The sequence below is a fragment of the Methylomagnum ishizawai genome (genome assembly GCF_900155475.1).
Classification (GTDB): domain Bacteria; phylum Pseudomonadota; class Gammaproteobacteria; order Methylococcales; family Methylococcaceae; genus Methylomagnum; species Methylomagnum ishizawai_A.
This window is the reverse complement of record NZ_FXAM01000001.1, coordinates 3,268,797-3,285,189: the sequence shown is the minus strand read 5'-3', so window position 1 is coordinate 3,285,189 and position 16,393 is coordinate 3,268,797. Positions and strand designations below refer to the sequence as shown.

The window sequence follows — 16,393 nt, the reverse complement described above, 5'->3', positions numbered from 1 at the left end:
CATGACCCCCATGACCCCGCGAGAAATCGTCCACGAGCTGGACAAGCACATCGTCGGCCAAGCCGCCGCCAAACGCGCCGTCGCCATCGCCCTGCGCAACCGCTGGCGGCGCACCCAGGTGGACGACGCCTTGCGCGAAGAAATCACCCCCAAGAACATCCTGATGATCGGCCCCACCGGCGTCGGCAAAACCGAAATCGCCCGCCGTCTCGCCAAGCTCGCCAACGCGCCCTTCATCAAGGTCGAGGCCACCAAGTTCACCGAGGTGGGCTATGTGGGCCGCGATGTCGAATCCATCATCCGCGACCTGATCGACGCGGCGGTCAAGCTGACCCGCCAGACCGAGATGAACAAGGTGCAATCACGAGCCGAGCAAGCCGCCGAGGAACGCATCCTCAACGTGCTGCTGCCCGGCGCGACCGGCTGGAACGGCGACGAGGCCAGCGCCGAATCCCCGACCCGGCAGAAGCTCCGCCAGAAACTCCGCAATGGCGAGTTGGACGAGAAGGAAATCGACATCGAGATCAATTCTTCCATCGGCGTGGAAATCATGGCCCCGCCCGGCATGGAGGAAATGAGCAGCCAACTGCAAAGCCTGTTCCAAAGCATGAACACGGGCCGCACCCGCACCCGCAAGCTGCGGGTCAAGGACGCCTTCAAGGTGTTGCAGGAGGAGGAATCGGCCAAGATGATCAACGAAGAGGACATCAAGCTGCGGGCGGTGGAGTCGGTCGAGCAGAACGGCATCGTGTTCCTCGACGAGATCGACAAGATTTGCAAGCGCGGCGACTACAGCGGCGGTCCCGATGTCTCCCGCGAAGGCGTGCAGCGCGATTTGCTGCCCCTGGTTGAAGGCTGCACCGTCAGCACCAAATACGGCATGGTCAAGACCGACCATATCCTGTTTATCGCTTCGGGCGCGTTCCATCTGTCGAAGCCCTCGGACCTGATCCCGGAAATGCAGGGCCGCTTCCCGATCCGGGTGGAATTGAGCGCGCTGGAGGTCGGCGACTTCGTGCGTATCCTGACCGAACCCAACGCCTCGTTGACCGAGCAATATTCGGCCCTGCTGCAAACCGAGGGCGTCACGCTGGAATTCACCGCCGAAGGCATCGAGCGCTTGGCCCAGATTAGCTGGGAAGTCAACGAGCGCACCGAGAACATCGGTGCCAGGAGGCTGCACACCGTGCTGGAACGGCTGTTGGAAACCGTCTCCTACGACGCGCCCGACCATTCCGGCCAAACCGTGAAGATCGACGCCAAATATGTCGAAGAACATTTGGGCGAACTCGCCAAGGATGAAGACTTGAGCCGCTATATCCTGTAACCGCTGGGCGCGGGAAATGGGTTTTCCGCGCTCCGCCCGCCACACCGGAAGTCCCTTATGAATGCTCCCATTCCCACCGATATCAAACTGCACCAGAAATCCCGCTTCCTTGAAATTAGCTTCGAGGATGGTGCCCGTTTCGAATTGCCTTGCGAATTCTTGCGGGTCTATTCGCCGTCCGCCGAGGTGCAGGGCCATGGCCCAGGGCAGGAGATATTGCAGGTCGGCAAGCAGGCGGTGGGGATTACCGAAATCCGCCCGGTGGGGAATTACGCGGTGTGCCCGACCTTCAGCGACGGCCATAATAGCGGGATTTATACCTGGGAATATCTTTATCACCTGGGAGCAAATAAGGCGCAGTTGTGGGATGAGTATTTGGCGAAGCTGGCGGCCACTGGAATTTAATTGGTTTAATAACCCAAAACTTTCAATCTGGCCGTGATGCAATCGGTTTATATAGAATCCTCGGTCATCAGTTATATCACCGCCCGGCCAAGTAGGGATATTGTGGTCGCAGCGAGACAAGCCATTACCATTGAATGGTGGAATGAGTATAAAAGTTCGTTCGAAACATTTATTTCGGAATTGGTCTTGCAGGAAATTGCATCCGGGGATACCGTCGCCGCAAATAACCGTTTAGCCATCGTAGAGAATATACCCATATTGGAGGCCACAGAGAGAGCCAAAGCCCTAGCTGAAGTACTACTTTCAGCACAGGCGGTTCCCGCCTCCAGCACAGAAGACGCGCTGCACATCGCCATTGCCGCCGTGCAAAACATTGATTTTTTGCTGACTTGGAACTTCAAACACATTAATAACGCCAACACCAGGGATAAAATCGCCAAAATAATCAGGCAGTTCGATTATAAAAGCCCAATACTCTGTTCCCCAGAGGAGTTAATCAATGAAAGATGATCCTATTGTCGAGGAAATTCGCAGCTTTAGAATCGCCCACGCTGCCAAACACGGTAATGATTTGAACCGCATATTGGCCGCGATTAAGGAAAGTGAGAAAAAACATCTTGCTAAGCTGATTAATCGCGAGCGACAAACTCAACCGCAATCTAAGAATTAAACTGAAATTTTCAGCGAATGTGGCAAGCGGTATTTCCACGCCAAAGCTTTGGATGCCGTCGATGTGCTGCTAATAGGGCGACATGTGGTACGGGAGCGGCTTGATGTGGAAGTGGTTCGGTTTGAGCAGGAGGCCACTTAATTCCAGTTCTCTCTCGGAATTCATCCATGAGACCAGTCGATATTTTTGAAGTTGCCGCAGCAATAATTACGTCTCTAGGAGGTGCTGCCGTTGTTTTATTTGGTTTATCTTCTTGGCTCGGCAAATTTTGGGCAAGCAAGCTTCTTGCAGAAGAACGAGCGAAACATGAAAAAGAGCTTGAATCAATCAAGGCGAACTTAAAAATACAAACCGATAGCAAGTTGGCTCAGATAGATCATTGGCTAACCATAGAAAAAGAAACGCACTTAAAACACCATAACGACAAAATTAATATATACAGATTATCGATAGACCTAATATCCAACTTTCTTCATGAAATTGAGCAAGCATCAATAAACCCTGAAAAAATCGTTCAGAAAGAAGTTATCGAACGCTTTTTAATGCAACGACTCCAAGTATATGGTTATCTAGCCATGCTTGCCCATCAAGAGGTTATGGACCGGTTCGATGCACTGATCGATTTACTGCTTGACATAATATATGACAACAAAAATCCTTCTTGGCATGAAATTCGTTCGCTGGCAATAACCCTCCTAAACGCAGTCCGCGCCGACCTTGGTATTAGTAGCGGGACAATTGAATATCGTGGGCGTAGGTAGCGCTAAATTTTAAGTTTTATCCCTTCCGAATCCGAATCAAAAATAGCCCCAGTTATCAGAGATAAACATGACCGACCCAACCACCCATTTCGGCTTCCGCGAAGTCCCCACCAACGAAAAAGCCAAGCTCGTCCGCTCCGTGTTCGATTCGGTCGCGGGCAAATACGACCTGATGAACGACCTGATGTCGATGGGCATCCACCGCATCTGGAAACGCATCGCCCTCCAGCTCAGCCATGTGCGCTACGGCGAAAAGGTGCTGGACCTCGCGGGCGGCACCGGCGACATGACCGCCCTGTTCCGCGAGCGGGTCGGCGACAAGGGCCGGGTGATCCTGTCCGACATCAACGCCGAGATGCTCAAGCGGGGGCGTGACCGCCTCATCGACGACGGCGTGGCCGAGGGCGTCGATTATGCCCAGATCGACGCCGAAAAGTTGCCGTTCCCCGATAACGCCTTCGATTGCGTGTGCATCGCCTTCGGCCTACGCAACGTCACCCACAAGGATGAAGCCCTGAAATCCATGCACCGCGTGCTGAAACCGGGTGGCCGCTTGATCGTGCTGGAATTCTCCGAGGCACAAGGGGCGTTGTTCAAAAAAACCTACGATCTTTATTCTTTCAAGTTGCTGCCCTTGATCGGCAAATTGGTGGCCGGGGACGAAGAAAGCTACCGCTATCTGGCCGAATCGATCCGCATGCACCCGAACCAGGAAACCTTGAAAGGCATGATGGTCGAGGCCGGTTTCGAGCGCTGCGAATATTTCAACCTGACCCAGGGCGTGGTTGCGATCCACCGGGGCTATAAGGTCTGAGCCATGGCCCCGCATCCCTGGTTGGCCTCCGTCCTGGCCGGAACCCTGGAAACCGCCATCGCCCGCTATCTGGCGCTGGACCCCGACAGCCACCGGCTGCTGGCTCCCATCGCGGGCAAGCTGGTGGCCTTGCGGATTTTGCCCTTCGGTGCGACCGTGTATTTCTGCCCCACCGAAAGCGGCGTGCAAATCCTGACCGAAACCAGCACCATGCCGGATGTCACCCTGTCGGGTACGCCGCTGGCGTTCGCCAAGCTGGGGCTGGGCGGTTCGGCGGAGCAGAGCCTGTTCGCCCAGGAAATCGCGATGCAAGGCAGCACCGACACCGCCCACCGTTTCCAAGCCCTGTTCCGCAAGCTGGATATCGATTGGCAAGGACTCCTGGCCCGCCACACCGGCGCGGTCGCCGCCGCCACTTTGTTCGACCTGTTCCGCTCGGGTCGCGACTGGACCCGCGACACCGCCGCCAGCTTCGAGGCCAATCTCGCCGAATTCTGGCAGGAAGAATCCCGCGAACTCCCGGCCCAAGCCGAAGCCGATGCCTTCTTCAAGGCCGTGGACCGGCTGCGCTCCGACCGCGACCGGCTCGAAGCCCGGATCAAGCGCCTGGAATCGCAAGCCGCGGTCCCCGAAACCCTCCCCACGCCAGACTAAAAACCCCCGTGATCCATCCCAAACTCATCCGCCGCCTGCTGCATATCCAACGGGTGCTGGTCCGCCACGGACTGGACGAAGTCCTCGAAGCCACTCATTTGCTCGGTCCCCTGCGCCATTTCGGCAAACTCGCGCCGGACGCCTGGCGCGAATCCAGGGATTTACCGCGGGCGGTGCGCATCCGCCGCACCCTGGAAGACCTGGGTCCGATCTTCGTCAAATTCGGTCAGACGCTTTCCACCCGCCGTGATCTCCTGCCCGACGACGTGGCCGAGGAATTGGTGAAACTGCAAGACCGGGTGCCGCCATTCCCAGGAGAAGCCGCCCAGCGTATCGTCGAACAGGCGCTGGGCCAGCCGGTGTCCGAGTTGTTCGCGGAATTCGACCCGGAGCCGCTGGCCTCGGCCTCGGTGGCCCAGGTCCACGCCGCCCGTTTGCACGAGGGTTCCCAAGTCATCGTCAAGGTGCTGCGCCCGGACATCGAACAGCAAATCCACGCCGATATCGCCCTGCTGCGGGAAGTGGCGCAACTGGCCCGACGCTTCTGGCCCGAAGCCCGCCGCCTGCGCCCGGTGGAAGTGGTGGCCGAATTCGAGAAAACCATCCTGGACGAACTCGATTTGGTGCGGGAAGCCGCCAACGCCGCCGAAATGCGCCGCCATTTCGAAGATTCGGAGATGCTCTACATCCCCAAAATCCACTGGCCCTATACCCGCCGCGAAGTGCTGGTGATGGAGCGGATTGCCGGGATTCCGGTCGGCGACGTGGCCCGGCTCAAGCGGGAAGGCGTGGACCTGAAGCTATTAGCCGAGCGCGGGGTGGAGATTTTCTTCACCCAGGTATTGCGCGATAGCTTTTTCCACGCCGATATGCACCCCGGTAATATCTTCGTGACGCCGGAGGCCAAATACATCGCGGTCGATTTCGGTATCGTTGGCAGTATTTCCCACCAGGATAAGCATTATGTGGCCGAGAATTTCCGCGCCTTCTTCAACCGGGATTACCGGCGGGTGGCGGAAATGCACATCGAATCGGGCTGGATTCCCAAGGACAGCCGGGTGGAGGAATTCGAATCGGCCATCCGCGCCGTGTGCGAGCCGATTTTCGAGAAGCCCTTGAAGGAGATTTCCTATGGGCATTTGTTGCTACGGCTGTTCCAGGTGGCGCGGCGTTTCGATATGGAAATCCAGCCGCAATTGGTACTGCTGCAAAAAACCCTGCTGAATATCGAAGGACTCGGGCGCGACCTCTATCCCGATCTGGACCTGTGGCAGACCGCCAAGCCGTTCCTGGAGCGCTGGTTCAAGGAGGAAATGGGACCGAAAGCCGCCCTGCGCAAGGTGCAGACCGAAGCGCCGCAATGGGCCGAGCATTGGTCGGAAATGCCGATGCTGGTGCATCGGGCGCTGGCCGACGTGGTGGGCGGCAAGCTGGCGGTGGAGTTCCGTTCGCGGGAATTGGCGGGGCTGCGGGAGGAATTGCGCCGCAACCAGCGCCGGAACCTGGCCGGGATCGCCGGGGGTTCGCTGCTCATCAGCGGGAGTTTGTTGTTGGGCGCGATGCCGGTGGCGGCGGGCTTGTGCGCGGCCTTGGGTTTGGGCTTGTGGATTGGCGCTTGGCTTTGACGCGGTGTGGATTCCCACCCAGATCAAGCCGGACCCATCGCCCCCCGCATATAACAGCCTTCCTCCGGCGTATCGTCGTAGACGCCGCGTAAAAATCCTTCGCAATCCGCCAAGGTCCGTTCCAAGGGCACCGACACCCCGGCGATGCCGGTATGTCCGGCCACGCCATGGAACGGCTGGCTGAGATAGCGCTGTAGCCGCCGCGCCCGCCGCACGGTCAGCCGGTCCTGTTCGGACAATTCCTCGATTCCCAGCATGGTGATGACATCCTCCAACTCCTGGTAGCGGGCCAGGTGTTCCCGCACGCCTTCGGCCACGGCGTAATGGCGGTCGCCCAGGATGTGCCGGTCCATCAGCGTGCTGGCCGAGGCCAGGGGATCGACCGCCGGATAGATGCCCCTGGCCGCCTGCGCCCGCGACAGGATCACGCGGGTGTCGAGGTGGCCCAGGATGGCCCCGACGGCGGGGTCGGTCATGTCGTCGGCGGGCACGTAGATGGCCTGCACCGAGGTGATATCGCCATTCCGGGTGGAGACGATGCGGTCCTCCAATTCGGCGACCTCGCCCAAGAGGGTGGGTTGATAGCCCACCGTGGCCGGCATCCGGCCCAGCAAGCCCGACACCTCGCTGCCCGCCTGCACGAAGCGGAAGGCGTTGTCGAGCAAGAACAAAACCTCCTTGCCCAGGGCGTCGCGCAGGTATTCGGCGTAGGCCAGGGCCGCCAGCGCCACCCGGAAGCGCACCCCCGGCGCTTGGTCCATCTGCCCGAACACCAGCACGGCGTGGTCCAGCACCCCGGCATCGCGCATCCCGTGCCAAAGTTCATGGCCCTCGCGGATGCGCTCGCCCACGCCCGCGAACACCGATACCCCTTGGTGCAGCGCCACGATGGCGTGCATGAACTCCATGATCAGCACGGTCTTCCCCACGCCCGCCCCGCCGAACAAGCCGGTTTTGCCGCCCCGCGCGAACGGGCATAAAAGGTCGATCACCTTGATGCCGGTGGGCAGGAGGCCACGGGCCGGGCTGGCTTCGTGCAAGGCGGGCGGCGGGGCGAGGAGCGGACGGAATTCCTGGCGGGGCAGGGGCGGGCCGTCGTCCAGGGGTGCGCCGAACACATCGAGCAAGCGCCCCAGGACTTCCGGCGCGACCGGCACGCCGAGCGGCCCGCCGCTGTCGTGGACCGCCATGCCGCGCCGGAGTCCCGCGGTGCGGCCCAGGGCGATGGCCCGGACCAAAGTCCGGGCGAGGTGTTGATGGACCTCGAACACCGGGCGTTCGGGACCGGCGACGGCGTACAGGGCGCGATGGAGCGGCGGTGGCGGGTCGCATTCGATATCGACCACCGGGCCGTGGATTTGGACGATGTGGCCGATGGGCCGGGCGGTGGCGGGTCGGGCGGGGTCGTCCATACGGGGCATCCTCTGGAAGCGGGTGGCTGGCGGGCATTGTCGCCAGCGGCTGCGCCGTATGCCAGCCCCACGTCAATGCCGGTTGTCGCCGGGATGCGGCGAGAACAGGTGGCGATCCGCCGCGCCGGGCTTGGTTTTCAAGCGGCGGGTGCCTTGCGCCTCAGCAATTCGGCATAGGGCGCGTCCAGCCAGCGGGCCGCCGCGGCGCGGATGGCCGGGGTGGCGCTGGCTTGTTTGTCGGCGGAATCGGGCCGGAAACTTTGTCCCGGAAGCTTGGCGTCGCGGGCGCGGACGGCTTGCCAAGCGGCGAGCGCCGCTCCATCCAACGCCAGGCCGAAATGTTCCGCCAGCCGCGTATCCAGGCCGTCGGGCAGTTGGTCGTAACCGAGCAGCAAACCGCCTGGGTATTGGTCCAGGGCGGCGCTGGCGGCGCGTAGGATTTGGCCCAGCACCCAGGCGCTGTGTTCCAGGGGTTGGCTCGGCAATTCCATCGGCGGGTGCAGGCCGTGGTGGACCAAACCGCCCGGCACGGCGAAGGCGCTCAGCATCCGGGCTTGCGAAACCAGCACTTCCACCGGGTCGCGGTGGAGGAAAACCCAGGGTGTTCCGGGGAAGGCCGCGAGTAGCCGTTCGCCATGGCACATGTGCCAGCCGTCGGTTTTCACGAACAACCGGCGGTCTTCCGCCCGCCGGGGTTGGCCGAGGGCGGACAATAGCCCCCGCAGCAAAGCCGGGCCGTGGGCGGCGTCCAATTCGGGCGAGGTGGCCAACCATTGCAGCAAGGTGTCGAGGATCGGCGGCTCCGACAGCACGACCGCATCGTCCAGGGTCGCCAGGGATTGGGCGGCGAGGGTGGAACCGCAACGGCTCATATGGAAGACCAAGCCGCGCACCGGCAGGCCGGGATGGCTTGCCGCCCGTTCCAGTAAGGTCTCCAGGCCGGTGCGCTGGCGCAGTAGCCGGTTGAAAGGCCGCCCGGCCAGTTTGTGCAGGGTGTCCAGGCAGAAGGGTTCGACGAAGCGTTCCCGCCCCATATAGCCCCAATGCACCTGGTCGTGCTTGAGATAGAACGGAATCCAGCCGCGCAGCGGGTCTTGCGGACTCACCATGGCATGTCCCTTTCGATCCATTCGCGCCTTCCTTGCCGCATCGCCTCCAGCAGCGCGTCCACGGCGATGGGTTGGCCGGTGTCCCCGCCCAGCCGCGCCAGCGCCGCCGCGAATGCGTCGGGGTCTTCGAGGGCGAACAGCCGGTCTTGCAAGGCGGGGTCTTGTTGGAGGGTGTGGCGCAAGGCGTCGAGGATGGCCGCGGTGTCGGGCATGGGTTTCCGGCGATGGCTATGGGAGAAGCCGCGGATGGGCGGGTGGAAACCACCCGCCCATCGCTACTCTGGGATGGGCCGCGGCAGGCTTATGACCGGGCTGGATACAGGCCGGTGAGGCAGATAATGTAGTTCAAGGCCAAGTAGGGTTGCATATTGTCGTGGGAGCCGCCGCCGCCGGTGGCGGTGGTGGGCGCGTTGCTGAAGCTGGCGGTGGCGCTGGCGGAATCGCCCATCGTGGTGTTGGCGGTGGCGGTCGGGGCATAGGGTTGGACGCCGAGGCCGCCACCGTCCGAGGGAACGGACAGGATGTTACCGGCCGGGGACGACTGGTTGCCGGCACTGGTGGACGCCTTGGTGCCGGGGATGGAGACGTTGGCCTGGGCGGTCAGGGCATGGGTGTGGGCCGGGATTTGGGCGATGGACAGCGTGACGGTTTCCGCACCGCTTTTGGTTCCCGGGACGCGGGGGGACAGCCCTGGGCCAGAGCCGGCACCGACTATCGTCCGGCCCCTCAGGTCGGGCAGGGCGAAGTTGCTCCTGCCATCGCCACCATAGGTGGTGCCTATTATGGAGTACAGCGCGGCGTATTGCTGTATTGGTAGGACTGTTCCATCACAAAAATGCCAATTGCGTGGCGCGAAAGTGCCCGCGAAAGTGGTGATTTGTCCGATATAACCATCCATAAATGTCTCCGAAGTTGAGGGTTACCGCCGGTTGAAGGGAGAAGCGTCCACCAGGGCGGCGGCTGGCGGGCGGATTTCAAAGTGCGTGCGGGAGGTTTAGAACTCGACTTTCCTGATGGTGTAGCTGCTCACCGTCACGCTGGAGGTGGTGGCCGCGAAGCCCCTGAGCTTGTAGGTCGTGGTGCCGGATGAGGGCAGCACCGCGGTGAGTGCAACGTTGCCGTCAATCGTGGTCGGCGTGCCCACCATCCAGAGCGATGTGATGACGTTGTTGCTGTTGTCGGTGATGGCGATTTCCCTGCCGACGTTGCTGATGGTGGTCGCCAAGGTGATCGTCACGATGGCGTTGGAGGCCACCGTGAAGCTCGCGATATCGGTCATGCCGGTGCCCAGGGTGACGTTGGCCGAGACGGCGCCGGGGTTGCTGAAGGTGGCCGACGAACCGCCGCTGGGCGGTGTCGCCCAAGAACCATCACCCCGCAGGAACTGGGAGGTCGAGCTATTGGTATTCAGGGTCGCCACGTTGCCCAGGCCGAGGTTGCTCCTGGCTCCCGCCGCCGTGTTGGCCCCGGTACCGCCGTTGGTGACGGCGACGGTGCCGGTGACATTGGCGGCGTTGCCGGAGATGTTGCCGCTGACATCGGAGCCGGGGATTGAGGCGGCGGCGGTCATGGCCCCGCTGCCGTTGCCTTTGACATAGCCGGTGAGGCTGGTCGCGCCGGTACCGCCGTGGGTGACGGCGACGGTGCCGGTGACATTGGCGGCATTGCCGGAGATGTTGCCGCTGACATCGGAGCCGGAGATTGAGGTGGTGGCGGTCATGGCCCCACTGCCGTTGCCCTTGACATAGCCGGTGAGGCTGGTCGCGCCGGTGCCGCCGTTGGTGACGCCCACGGTGCCGAGGCCGATGGTCGGGGCGGTACTGCTGCCGGTTTTGGTGAGGGGGGAACTGACGTTGATACTGGTCACACCGCTGGTGCCGCCGAGTCCGGCCCAGGCCGAGCCGTTATAGAGTTGGAGCGCCGACAGATCGGTGTCGTACACCACCAGGCCGGTGGCCGGGGTGGCGATGGCGGTACGCTGGGCAGTGGTCATGCGCGGGGGCAAGAGACCCTTGGTGGTGGAGGCGATCTCCAACGCGGCGCTGGCATCCGGCGTGGTGGTGCCAACGCCCAGGCTGGAGAAGCTGCCCGCCGCCGGGGTGGCGTTGCCGATGGTGACGCCGTTGAGGAAGCCGCCGGTCGCGGTCAGCGTGGTAAAGCTGCCGGCCGCTTGGGTACTGCCGCCGATGGTGACGCCGTTGAGGAAGCCGCCGGTCGCGGTCAGCGTGGTAAAGCTGCCGGCCGCTTGGGTGCTGCCGCCGATGATGACGCCGTTGAGGAAGCCGCTGCTGGCCGTCAGGCTGGTGAAACTGCCCGCCGCCGGGGTGGCGTTGCCGATGGTGACGTCGTTGAGGAAGCCGCCGGTCGCGGTCAAGGTGGTGAAATGGCCCGCCGCTTGGGCACTGCCGCCGATCACGACGCTATCGATGCTGCCTCCGGTGAGGGTCAAGCTGTCGGACACATGGGTATCGTCCACGATCCCGGTCAGGGCGATGGTCGGGGTGGTGGAGCCGGTGGCGGAGAGCGGGGCGGTGGCACCAACGCTGGTCACACCGCCGCTTTTCAGGGCGATTTCGATATAAGCCGGGTGGCTGGTGCCGGTGCTTTCCTTGCTGTCGAGGGTGACGCCCATGGTGGCCGCGCCCGGTTCGATCATCAGGCCGTCGTTGGCGACGCCATCGACCCAGTTGCCGACCTCGGCGGTCACGTCCAAGGTGACATAGCCATTGGTCGAGGGGTTGGTGGTGGTGCCGATGGCCGAACCGACGGTGGGCGCGGTGGTGTAGGTCGCCGTGGCTTCGTTCCAGGAACTGGTGATCGGTTCGACCACGAGCGGGCCGGAAGTGGTGGCGTTGTTGGCGAACAGTACCAAGGTGGCTTTGGCAATGTCGGCGGAGGTGAGGGTGGCGGGCAGCCCGGACAGGTCGAAGCGGAGCAGCGTTTTGTTAACGATGCCGCCCGAGGCGATCACTTTGAGGAGGGTGCCCGTCCCGCCGGTGGAGGTGGGATTGTTGGATTGGATAAAAGTATCGGCCACCACGGGGGCGGTGAAGGCATGGACCGCGGTGGTTGGCAGGAAGCCCGTGAGCGCCAGCACGGCACGCAAAGGGGTCGATTGGAGTTTCATTGGGTTTTGGCCTGTGCGGAGTTTGTTTTTAAGCCTTATACGCCGCGGCACGGCGGCGGGCGATGGGGGCGCAGCCCGCAAGGCCAGTCAATACCAAAGCCAGGGTGGCCGGTTCGGGGACGGGATAGAGGCTGGTCGCCGAGAGGGCGGTACTTTCGATGTCAAGCGCCCAATGGCCGGTGCGCGAGGCGCAGAAGCTGAGGGGATCGGCATCGTAGAAATAAGCCACCCCGAGGCCACCCCCATCGCAACCGGTGTCAAGCGCGGTGTAATTGGTATCGGTGGGAGCGGAACCGTAATGGGTGAACAAGGCGGGATCGAACACGCTGTCGAAGCTGGCCGGGGCGCCGGGGAAATCCAACGAGTTGGGAGTGTTGTGCCATTGGACCAGTGCGGCGTAGTAGGTATCGGCCCGCTGGCCGGTCAAGCTGATCGAAGCCTCCGAATCGCCGGAACCGTTCGCGGATTCGCCGACGTAGGTGCCGGTGGAATCCCAAAGATATAGCCAAGGCGCGAAGCCGCCCGTGGTATAGGAGGTGGTGGTCAGGGTGAGATCGGCTGCGCTGGTGAGTGTGAAGGTGAAGAATTGTTCGTCATTGTCCTGGGTGAAATCGCCCGAGAACTGGATGGGTGCCGCCCAAGTGGCGGATGCGTGCAAGGTGGCATATATCAATAACGCCGCCGGGGTCAAGGAAGGAAGCTTGCTCATGTTGTTCTCCATATTTCGGATACCGCGGTCGATACTGAGTAATGAACCAAGCGGGTTCTGCCCATAGGGTATCAAAAACAGGACGTGTTTTCACGGGATTGCCGTGATTATGGTGGGTAAATCCGTTTAAATTATGGTTGAAATATAAAATATTGCTCAATGCAAGGGGGTTCGCACAGAAAATGTTGCGATTTCCGGCGCTTCGCCTGCAAATATTATTGTTCGCGTGGACCTGCACGGTCCTTGGAAATTGATCTAACTCCGGGACAGTGTTACCCGTTGTCGCCCAGCCGGGTGGCCGGGTCCGGGCCGGGCCATGGCGGGAGGGCGCATGAAAAAGCCCGCGGGTTCCGGGAACCTGCGGGCCGCTGGAAAGGGTGTCGCGCCGGGATCAATCCCAGTTCAATGCGCCGCCGGTCTGGTATTCGGTCACCCGAGTCTCGAAGAAGTTCTTTTCCTTCTTGAGGTCGAGGATTTCGCTCATCCAGGGGAAGGGATTGCCGGCCCCCGGATATTGCTCGGGCAGGCCGATCTGGGCGCAGCGGCGGTTGGCGATGAATTTCAGGTAGTCCTCGAACATCGGCGCGTTCAACCCGAGGACGCCGCGCGGCATCGTGTCGTAGGCGTACTGGATTTCGATCTCGACCGCCTCGCGGATGGTTTGCAACATCTCCTGTTGGAAGGATGGGCTCCACAAGTGCGGGTTTTCGAGCTTGATCTGGTTGATGACGTCGATGCCGAAATTCATGTGCATCGATTCGTCGCGCAGGATGTACTGGAACTGCTCGGCGGTCCCGGTCATCTTGTTGCGGCGGCCCATCGACAATATCTGGGTGAAGCCGACATAGAAGAAGATGCCCTCGAAGATCACATAGAAGGCGATGAGGTCGCGCAGCAGGCGCTGATCGGCTTCGGGCGTGCCGGTGTGGAACTGGGGATCGCCCAGGGAGCGGGTGAAGGGCAACGCCCATTCGGCCTTGCGGGCCACGGCGGGCAGCTCCCGGTACATGTTGAAGACCTCGCCCTCGTCCATCGCCAGGGATTCCACCACGTACTGGTAGGCGTGGGTGTGCAGGGCTTCCTCGAAGGCTTGGCGCAGCAGGTATTGGCGGCATTCGGGGTTGGTGATGTGGCGGTAGACCGCCAGCACCAGATTGTTCGCCACCAGGGAATCGGCGGTGGAGAAGAAGCCCAGGTTGCGCTTGATGATCATGCGCTCGTCCGGGGTCAGCCTGTCCTGGCTTTTCCAGAGGGCGATGTCGGCGTTCATGTTGATTTCCTGCGGCATCCAGTGGTTGGCGCAGGCATCCAGGTATTTCTGCCAAGCCCATTTGTACTTGAATGGCACGAGTTGGTTGAGGTCGGCGCGGCAATTGATGATGCGCTTGTCGTCCACCTGGATGCGCTTGGCCCCTAGTTCGATGCTTTCGAGTCCGGTCGCGCCACCGGGTCCGGCCGCCGCCGGGGCCGGGCGGGGATTGTATGGGGCCGGGGTGGGTTCGGCTACGGGGACCGGGAAAGGCGGCGGTGGCGTCCGGGAGGCGAAGGTGGCCAAAGGGTCTTCCCAGTTCAGCATAGGTGGTCTCCTTGTAGGTTGGATGGATGATGATCTATATATTGTGCCTTAAATCGGGATTGACCCAAAATATTGAAAATTTTGTGGAATCGGGCGAGGCGGGATCGATCCGCCACCCGGCTTGTGTTTGGACAATGCGGGCGGGTGGGATGGGATTTGCCATAATCTGGGCTTGACAGGAGCGGAATACACTGGCATTCTACGCCGCTCAAGTCGATGGCTTGGGCGGTTAGCTCAGCGGTAGAGCACTGCTTTCACACGGCAGGGGTCATAGGTTCAAATCCTATACCGCCCACCAATTCACTTTCCGAATCAAAGACTTAAAAGCCGGGCCTAAAACCCGGCTTTTATTTTGCCGGAATTTTGCCGGATTCACTTCCGGCGGCGGACCAGGGCCATTTCTGGCTTCCTCTCGCCCTCCGTGGCGCACAGCCTTTCCACGCACTCGATGAGCCGGGCGATTTCGGCGCGGCTGTAGTGGGTGGTGATCCTGCCCGCGTGGTGGCCCAGCAAATCCTGGCGATCCTCGAACGACACGCCAGCGGCCCGCAGGCGCATCCCGAAGGTGTGCCGCAGGTCGTGGACGCGCACGCTGGGCAGTTCAGCGGCCTCCCTGGCCTTGTACCACGCCTTGTTGGTCATGCGGTCCAGGCGGTGTCCCCCGTAGCTGAAAACATGCTCGGGATGCTTCCCGCGCCGCGCCTCGACGATGGATCGGGCCACGCCGTTGAGCGGTACGATCCGTTCCCGCGCGTTCTTGGTGATCTCGCCCGGCAACACGAACACGGTGTGGTCGGTACCCGAGACTTCGCATTCCCATTCCCACCGCATGGCGCAAATCTCCTCCTGCCGGCAGCCCGTGTTGACCGCGAACAGGGCCATTTCAGCCAGGTAGCCGGGCAATTCCCGGAATAGCCGGGCCTGCTCGTCCCAGGTGATGGGCCTGGGCTTCCTGGCTGCGCCCTTGGCGTTGGACAGCAGCGGAGGGGTGTCCAGCCAGGGACGGCCTTGTTCGTCGCGCCACACCCTGGACGCCAAGCTCAGGATGCGGCGGACGACGGTGATTTCCCGCGTGATTGTGCCCGCCGCTACGCCATCCGCCCGCCTCGTTTCGATGTAGGGTTCCAGGCTTTTCCCGTGGATTTGGTCCAAGTTAACTCGCCCCAGGTGGGGCATGATGCGCTTCAAGGCGTATCCGGCCCGGTCGATGGCCCGCTGGTCCTTGTTTTCAAGCAGGAACCGGGTGGCGGCTTCCTCGAAGGTACGGGGTCGGCGGGTGCCGTGGATGGATTCCTCCCGGATTTGCTCGATCCGGCGGCGGAGGTGCCTTTCCGCCTCTTCGAGGTCGCCTGTTCCAGTGCTTTCGTAAATTCGGACTCCCCGGTAGATCTTTTCGATATGCCAGACTTCGCCGCGCTTGCGGAGCCCTGGCGAGGGTTTGATTCCCATGGTTGTTCTCCTTTGCCAGTTTTCCGCCCGTTGCACCGTTTATGCTGGTCGAACCATTCGTCCAGTTCAAGCCGGTCGAAGCCGATGCCTTTGTTGCCGATGGGTATTTCGGTGACATGGGGGCGCACCAGGGCGTCGAAGGTCTGGGGGCACATCCCCAGGTAGGCGGGTGCCTGGGACTTGCGCAGGCAGCGGGGTGGGAATTCAGGCATGGCGTTTGGTCTTTCGATGGAGGATTGTTGGGTTCGGTAGGGCGGTAAACGGGGCGTGAGTCCAGCCGGGGCTATGGTTCCCGGCGATTCTTCCCGCGTTGATGGTGGTCCGGGTCCGTTGCCAAGGTGGGTTCCAGGTGTTCGATGCGGAGAGCGAAGCGGTCCCCTAACCGCTCGGCGGCGAGTTCGGCGACCACTTTGCGGTGGCAGGTATGCACGTCCCGGCAGCCGCACAGCAATACCATGGCGTCGATGCCCGGCCAGTTGAGGATGGCCGCGAGGCTCCGTATCCCGTTGTCGGCATCGACCAGGGCTATCGGGTCGCCCTTGCGGCTGAGGTTGCCCAATGACTTGAAGTGGGCATAGCGCATTTTGCCGAAGCGGGCGAGTAGCCTGCTCCGCGTCCATTCGGTCGATTGGGTGGACCAGGGGAGGCGGCGAATATCGACCAGCACGGCACCGCGCTCGATCATGGCCGCGTCGAGCGTCTCGGGCGTCCAGCCCGCGCCGTAACCGGCGGTGTAGAGGGTTTTCCCGGCCATG

General features: G+C 61.8%; 17 protein-coding genes and 1 tRNA gene. 9 read left to right on the top strand and 9 right to left on the bottom strand.

What is annotated here, in order from left to right; translation table 11 throughout:
* The first annotated feature begins 1 nt into the window (after position 1).
* The 8 genes from hslU (at position 2) to ubiB (ending at position 6,256) form a co-directional block, all read left to right on the top strand.
* Positions 2-1,327: an ATP-dependent protease ATPase subunit HslU gene (gene hslU / locus B9N93_RS14615; protein WP_085214880.1), complete on the top strand. Its 1,326-nt coding sequence runs from the start codon at positions 2-4 to the stop codon at positions 1,325-1,327.
* A 57-nt stretch (positions 1,328-1,384) separates the two neighbouring features.
* Complete coding sequence (locus tag B9N93_RS14610) at positions 1,385-1,732, top strand: gamma-butyrobetaine hydroxylase family protein (RefSeq protein ID WP_085214878.1); 348 nt, start codon at positions 1,385-1,387, stop codon at positions 1,730-1,732.
* A gap of 33 nt (positions 1,733-1,765) precedes the next feature.
* A complete protein-coding gene (locus B9N93_RS14605) occupies positions 1,766-2,242 on the top strand; it encodes a type II toxin-antitoxin system VapC family toxin (RefSeq protein WP_217807306.1) in 477 nt (158 codons plus the stop codon).
* Positions 2,232-2,402, top strand: coding sequence for a hypothetical protein (locus B9N93_RS25575; RefSeq protein ID WP_176225267.1), 171 nt, complete (start codon positions 2,232-2,234; stop codon positions 2,400-2,402). The genes B9N93_RS14605 and B9N93_RS25575 overlap by 11 nt, the downstream gene beginning before the upstream one ends.
* A 167-nt stretch (positions 2,403-2,569) precedes the next feature.
* Entirely contained in the window at positions 2,570-3,163 is a 594-nt protein-coding gene (locus tag B9N93_RS24800) for a hypothetical protein (RefSeq protein ID WP_125469000.1), read from the top strand.
* Positions 3,164-3,230: 67 nt separating this feature from the next.
* Positions 3,231-3,977: a bifunctional demethylmenaquinone methyltransferase/2-methoxy-6-polyprenyl-1,4-benzoquinol methylase UbiE gene (ubiE, locus tag B9N93_RS14600; RefSeq protein WP_085214874.1), complete on the top strand. Its 747-nt coding sequence runs from the start codon at positions 3,231-3,233 to the stop codon at positions 3,975-3,977.
* 3 nt (positions 3,978-3,980) lie between these two features.
* Positions 3,981-4,631 carry a ubiquinone biosynthesis accessory factor UbiJ gene (locus B9N93_RS14595; protein ID WP_085214871.1) on the top strand — a complete coding sequence of 217 codons (651 nt, stop codon included), beginning with the start codon at positions 3,981-3,983 and terminating at the stop codon, positions 4,629-4,631.
* A gap of 8 nt (positions 4,632-4,639) precedes the next feature.
* Complete coding sequence (ubiB, locus tag B9N93_RS14590; protein ID WP_085214870.1) at positions 4,640-6,256, top strand: ubiquinone biosynthesis regulatory protein kinase UbiB; 1,617 nt, start codon at positions 4,640-4,642, stop codon at positions 6,254-6,256.
* Between the two features lie 23 nt (positions 6,257-6,279).
* Here ubiB and atpD read toward each other — a convergent pair whose 3' ends face one another.
* From atpD to B9N93_RS14555, 7 genes are all read right to left on the bottom strand, one after another.
* On the bottom strand, positions 6,280-7,668 hold the full coding sequence (gene atpD, locus B9N93_RS14585) for a F0F1 ATP synthase subunit beta (RefSeq protein ID WP_085214868.1): 1,389 nt from the start codon (positions 7,666-7,668) through the stop codon (positions 6,280-6,282).
* 137 nt (positions 7,669-7,805) lie between these two features.
* Complete coding sequence (locus B9N93_RS14580; RefSeq protein WP_254899398.1) at positions 7,806-8,798, bottom strand: sulfotransferase; 993 nt, start codon at positions 8,796-8,798, stop codon at positions 7,806-7,808.
* A complete protein-coding gene (locus tag B9N93_RS14575; RefSeq protein ID WP_085214864.1) occupies positions 8,771-8,989 on the bottom strand; it encodes a Nif11 family protein in 219 nt (72 codons plus the stop codon). Before B9N93_RS14575 ends, B9N93_RS14580 begins: the two co-directional genes overlap by 28 nt.
* Before the next feature lie 89 nt (positions 8,990-9,078).
* On the bottom strand, positions 9,079-9,675 hold the full coding sequence (locus B9N93_RS14570; RefSeq protein ID WP_085214862.1) for a phage tail protein: 597 nt from the start codon (positions 9,673-9,675) through the stop codon (positions 9,079-9,081).
* A 96-nt stretch (positions 9,676-9,771) separates the two neighbouring features.
* Entirely contained in the window at positions 9,772-11,904 is a 2,133-nt protein-coding gene (locus tag B9N93_RS14565) for a beta strand repeat-containing protein (RefSeq protein WP_085214860.1), read from the bottom strand.
* A 28-nt stretch (positions 11,905-11,932) separates the two neighbouring features.
* Complete coding sequence (locus tag B9N93_RS14560) at positions 11,933-12,613, bottom strand: DVUA0089 family protein (RefSeq protein ID WP_085214858.1); 681 nt, start codon at positions 12,611-12,613, stop codon at positions 11,933-11,935.
* Positions 12,614-13,004: 391 nt separating this feature from the next.
* Positions 13,005-14,189 (bottom strand): ribonucleotide-diphosphate reductase subunit beta, encoded by a 1,185-nt coding sequence (locus B9N93_RS14555; protein WP_085214856.1) that lies wholly within the window; start codon positions 14,187-14,189, stop codon positions 13,005-13,007.
* Between the two features lie 223 nt (positions 14,190-14,412).
* Between B9N93_RS14555 and B9N93_RS14550 the strand changes: the two genes are divergently transcribed.
* Positions 14,413-14,487, top strand: a tRNA-Val gene (locus tag B9N93_RS14550).
* 74 nt (positions 14,488-14,561) lie between these two features.
* Here B9N93_RS14550 and B9N93_RS14545 read toward each other — a convergent pair.
* Positions 14,562-15,638 carry a tyrosine-type recombinase/integrase gene (locus B9N93_RS14545; protein ID WP_085214854.1) on the bottom strand — a complete coding sequence of 359 codons (1,077 nt, stop codon included), beginning with the start codon at positions 15,636-15,638 and terminating at the stop codon, positions 14,562-14,564.
* Positions 15,639-15,921: 283 nt separating this feature from the next.
* Positions 15,922-16,392 carry a DUF488 family protein gene (locus B9N93_RS14535; protein ID WP_085214852.1) on the bottom strand — a complete coding sequence of 157 codons (471 nt, stop codon included), beginning with the start codon at positions 16,390-16,392 and terminating at the stop codon, positions 15,922-15,924.
* Position 16,393 lies beyond the last annotated feature (1 nt).

Excerpts from the sequence above, each read along its gene's own strand:
- hslU (WP_085214880.1), top strand. The coding sequence starts at position 2 with ATGACCCCCATGACCCCGCGAGAAATCGTCCACGAGCTGGACAAGCAC.
- B9N93_RS14610 (WP_085214878.1), top strand. The coding sequence starts at position 1,385 with ATGAATGCTCCCATTCCCACCGATATCAAACTGCACCAGAAATCCCGC.
- B9N93_RS25575 (WP_176225267.1), top strand. The coding sequence starts at position 2,232 with ATGAAAGATGATCCTATTGTCGAGGAAATTCGCAGCTTTAGAATCGCC.
- B9N93_RS24800 (WP_125469000.1), top strand. The coding sequence starts at position 2,570 with ATGAGACCAGTCGATATTTTTGAAGTTGCCGCAGCAATAATTACGTCT.
- ubiE (WP_085214874.1), top strand. The coding sequence starts at position 3,231 with ATGACCGACCCAACCACCCATTTCGGCTTCCGCGAAGTCCCCACCAAC.
- B9N93_RS14595 (WP_085214871.1), top strand. The coding sequence starts at position 3,981 with ATGGCCCCGCATCCCTGGTTGGCCTCCGTCCTGGCCGGAACCCTGGAA.
- atpD (WP_085214868.1), bottom strand. The coding sequence starts at position 7,668 with ATGGACGACCCCGCCCGACCCGCCACCGCCCGGCCCATCGGCCACATC.
- B9N93_RS14580 (WP_254899398.1), bottom strand. The coding sequence starts at position 8,798 with ATGGATCGAAAGGGACATGCCATGGTGAGTCCGCAAGACCCGCTGCGC.
- B9N93_RS14575 (WP_085214864.1), bottom strand. The coding sequence starts at position 8,989 with ATGCCCGACACCGCGGCCATCCTCGACGCCTTGCGCCACACCCTCCAA.
- B9N93_RS14570 (WP_085214862.1), bottom strand. The coding sequence starts at position 9,675 with ATGGATGGTTATATCGGACAAATCACCACTTTCGCGGGCACTTTCGCG.
- B9N93_RS14565 (WP_085214860.1), bottom strand. The coding sequence starts at position 11,904 with ATGAAACTCCAATCGACCCCTTTGCGTGCCGTGCTGGCGCTCACGGGC.
- B9N93_RS14560 (WP_085214858.1), bottom strand. The coding sequence starts at position 12,613 with ATGAGCAAGCTTCCTTCCTTGACCCCGGCGGCGTTATTGATATATGCC.
- B9N93_RS14555 (WP_085214856.1), bottom strand. The coding sequence starts at position 14,189 with ATGCTGAACTGGGAAGACCCTTTGGCCACCTTCGCCTCCCGGACGCCA.
- B9N93_RS14545 (WP_085214854.1), bottom strand. The coding sequence starts at position 15,638 with ATGGGAATCAAACCCTCGCCAGGGCTCCGCAAGCGCGGCGAAGTCTGG.
- B9N93_RS14535 (WP_085214852.1), bottom strand. The coding sequence starts at position 16,392 with ATGGCCGGGAAAACCCTCTACACCGCCGGTTACGGCGCGGGCTGGACG.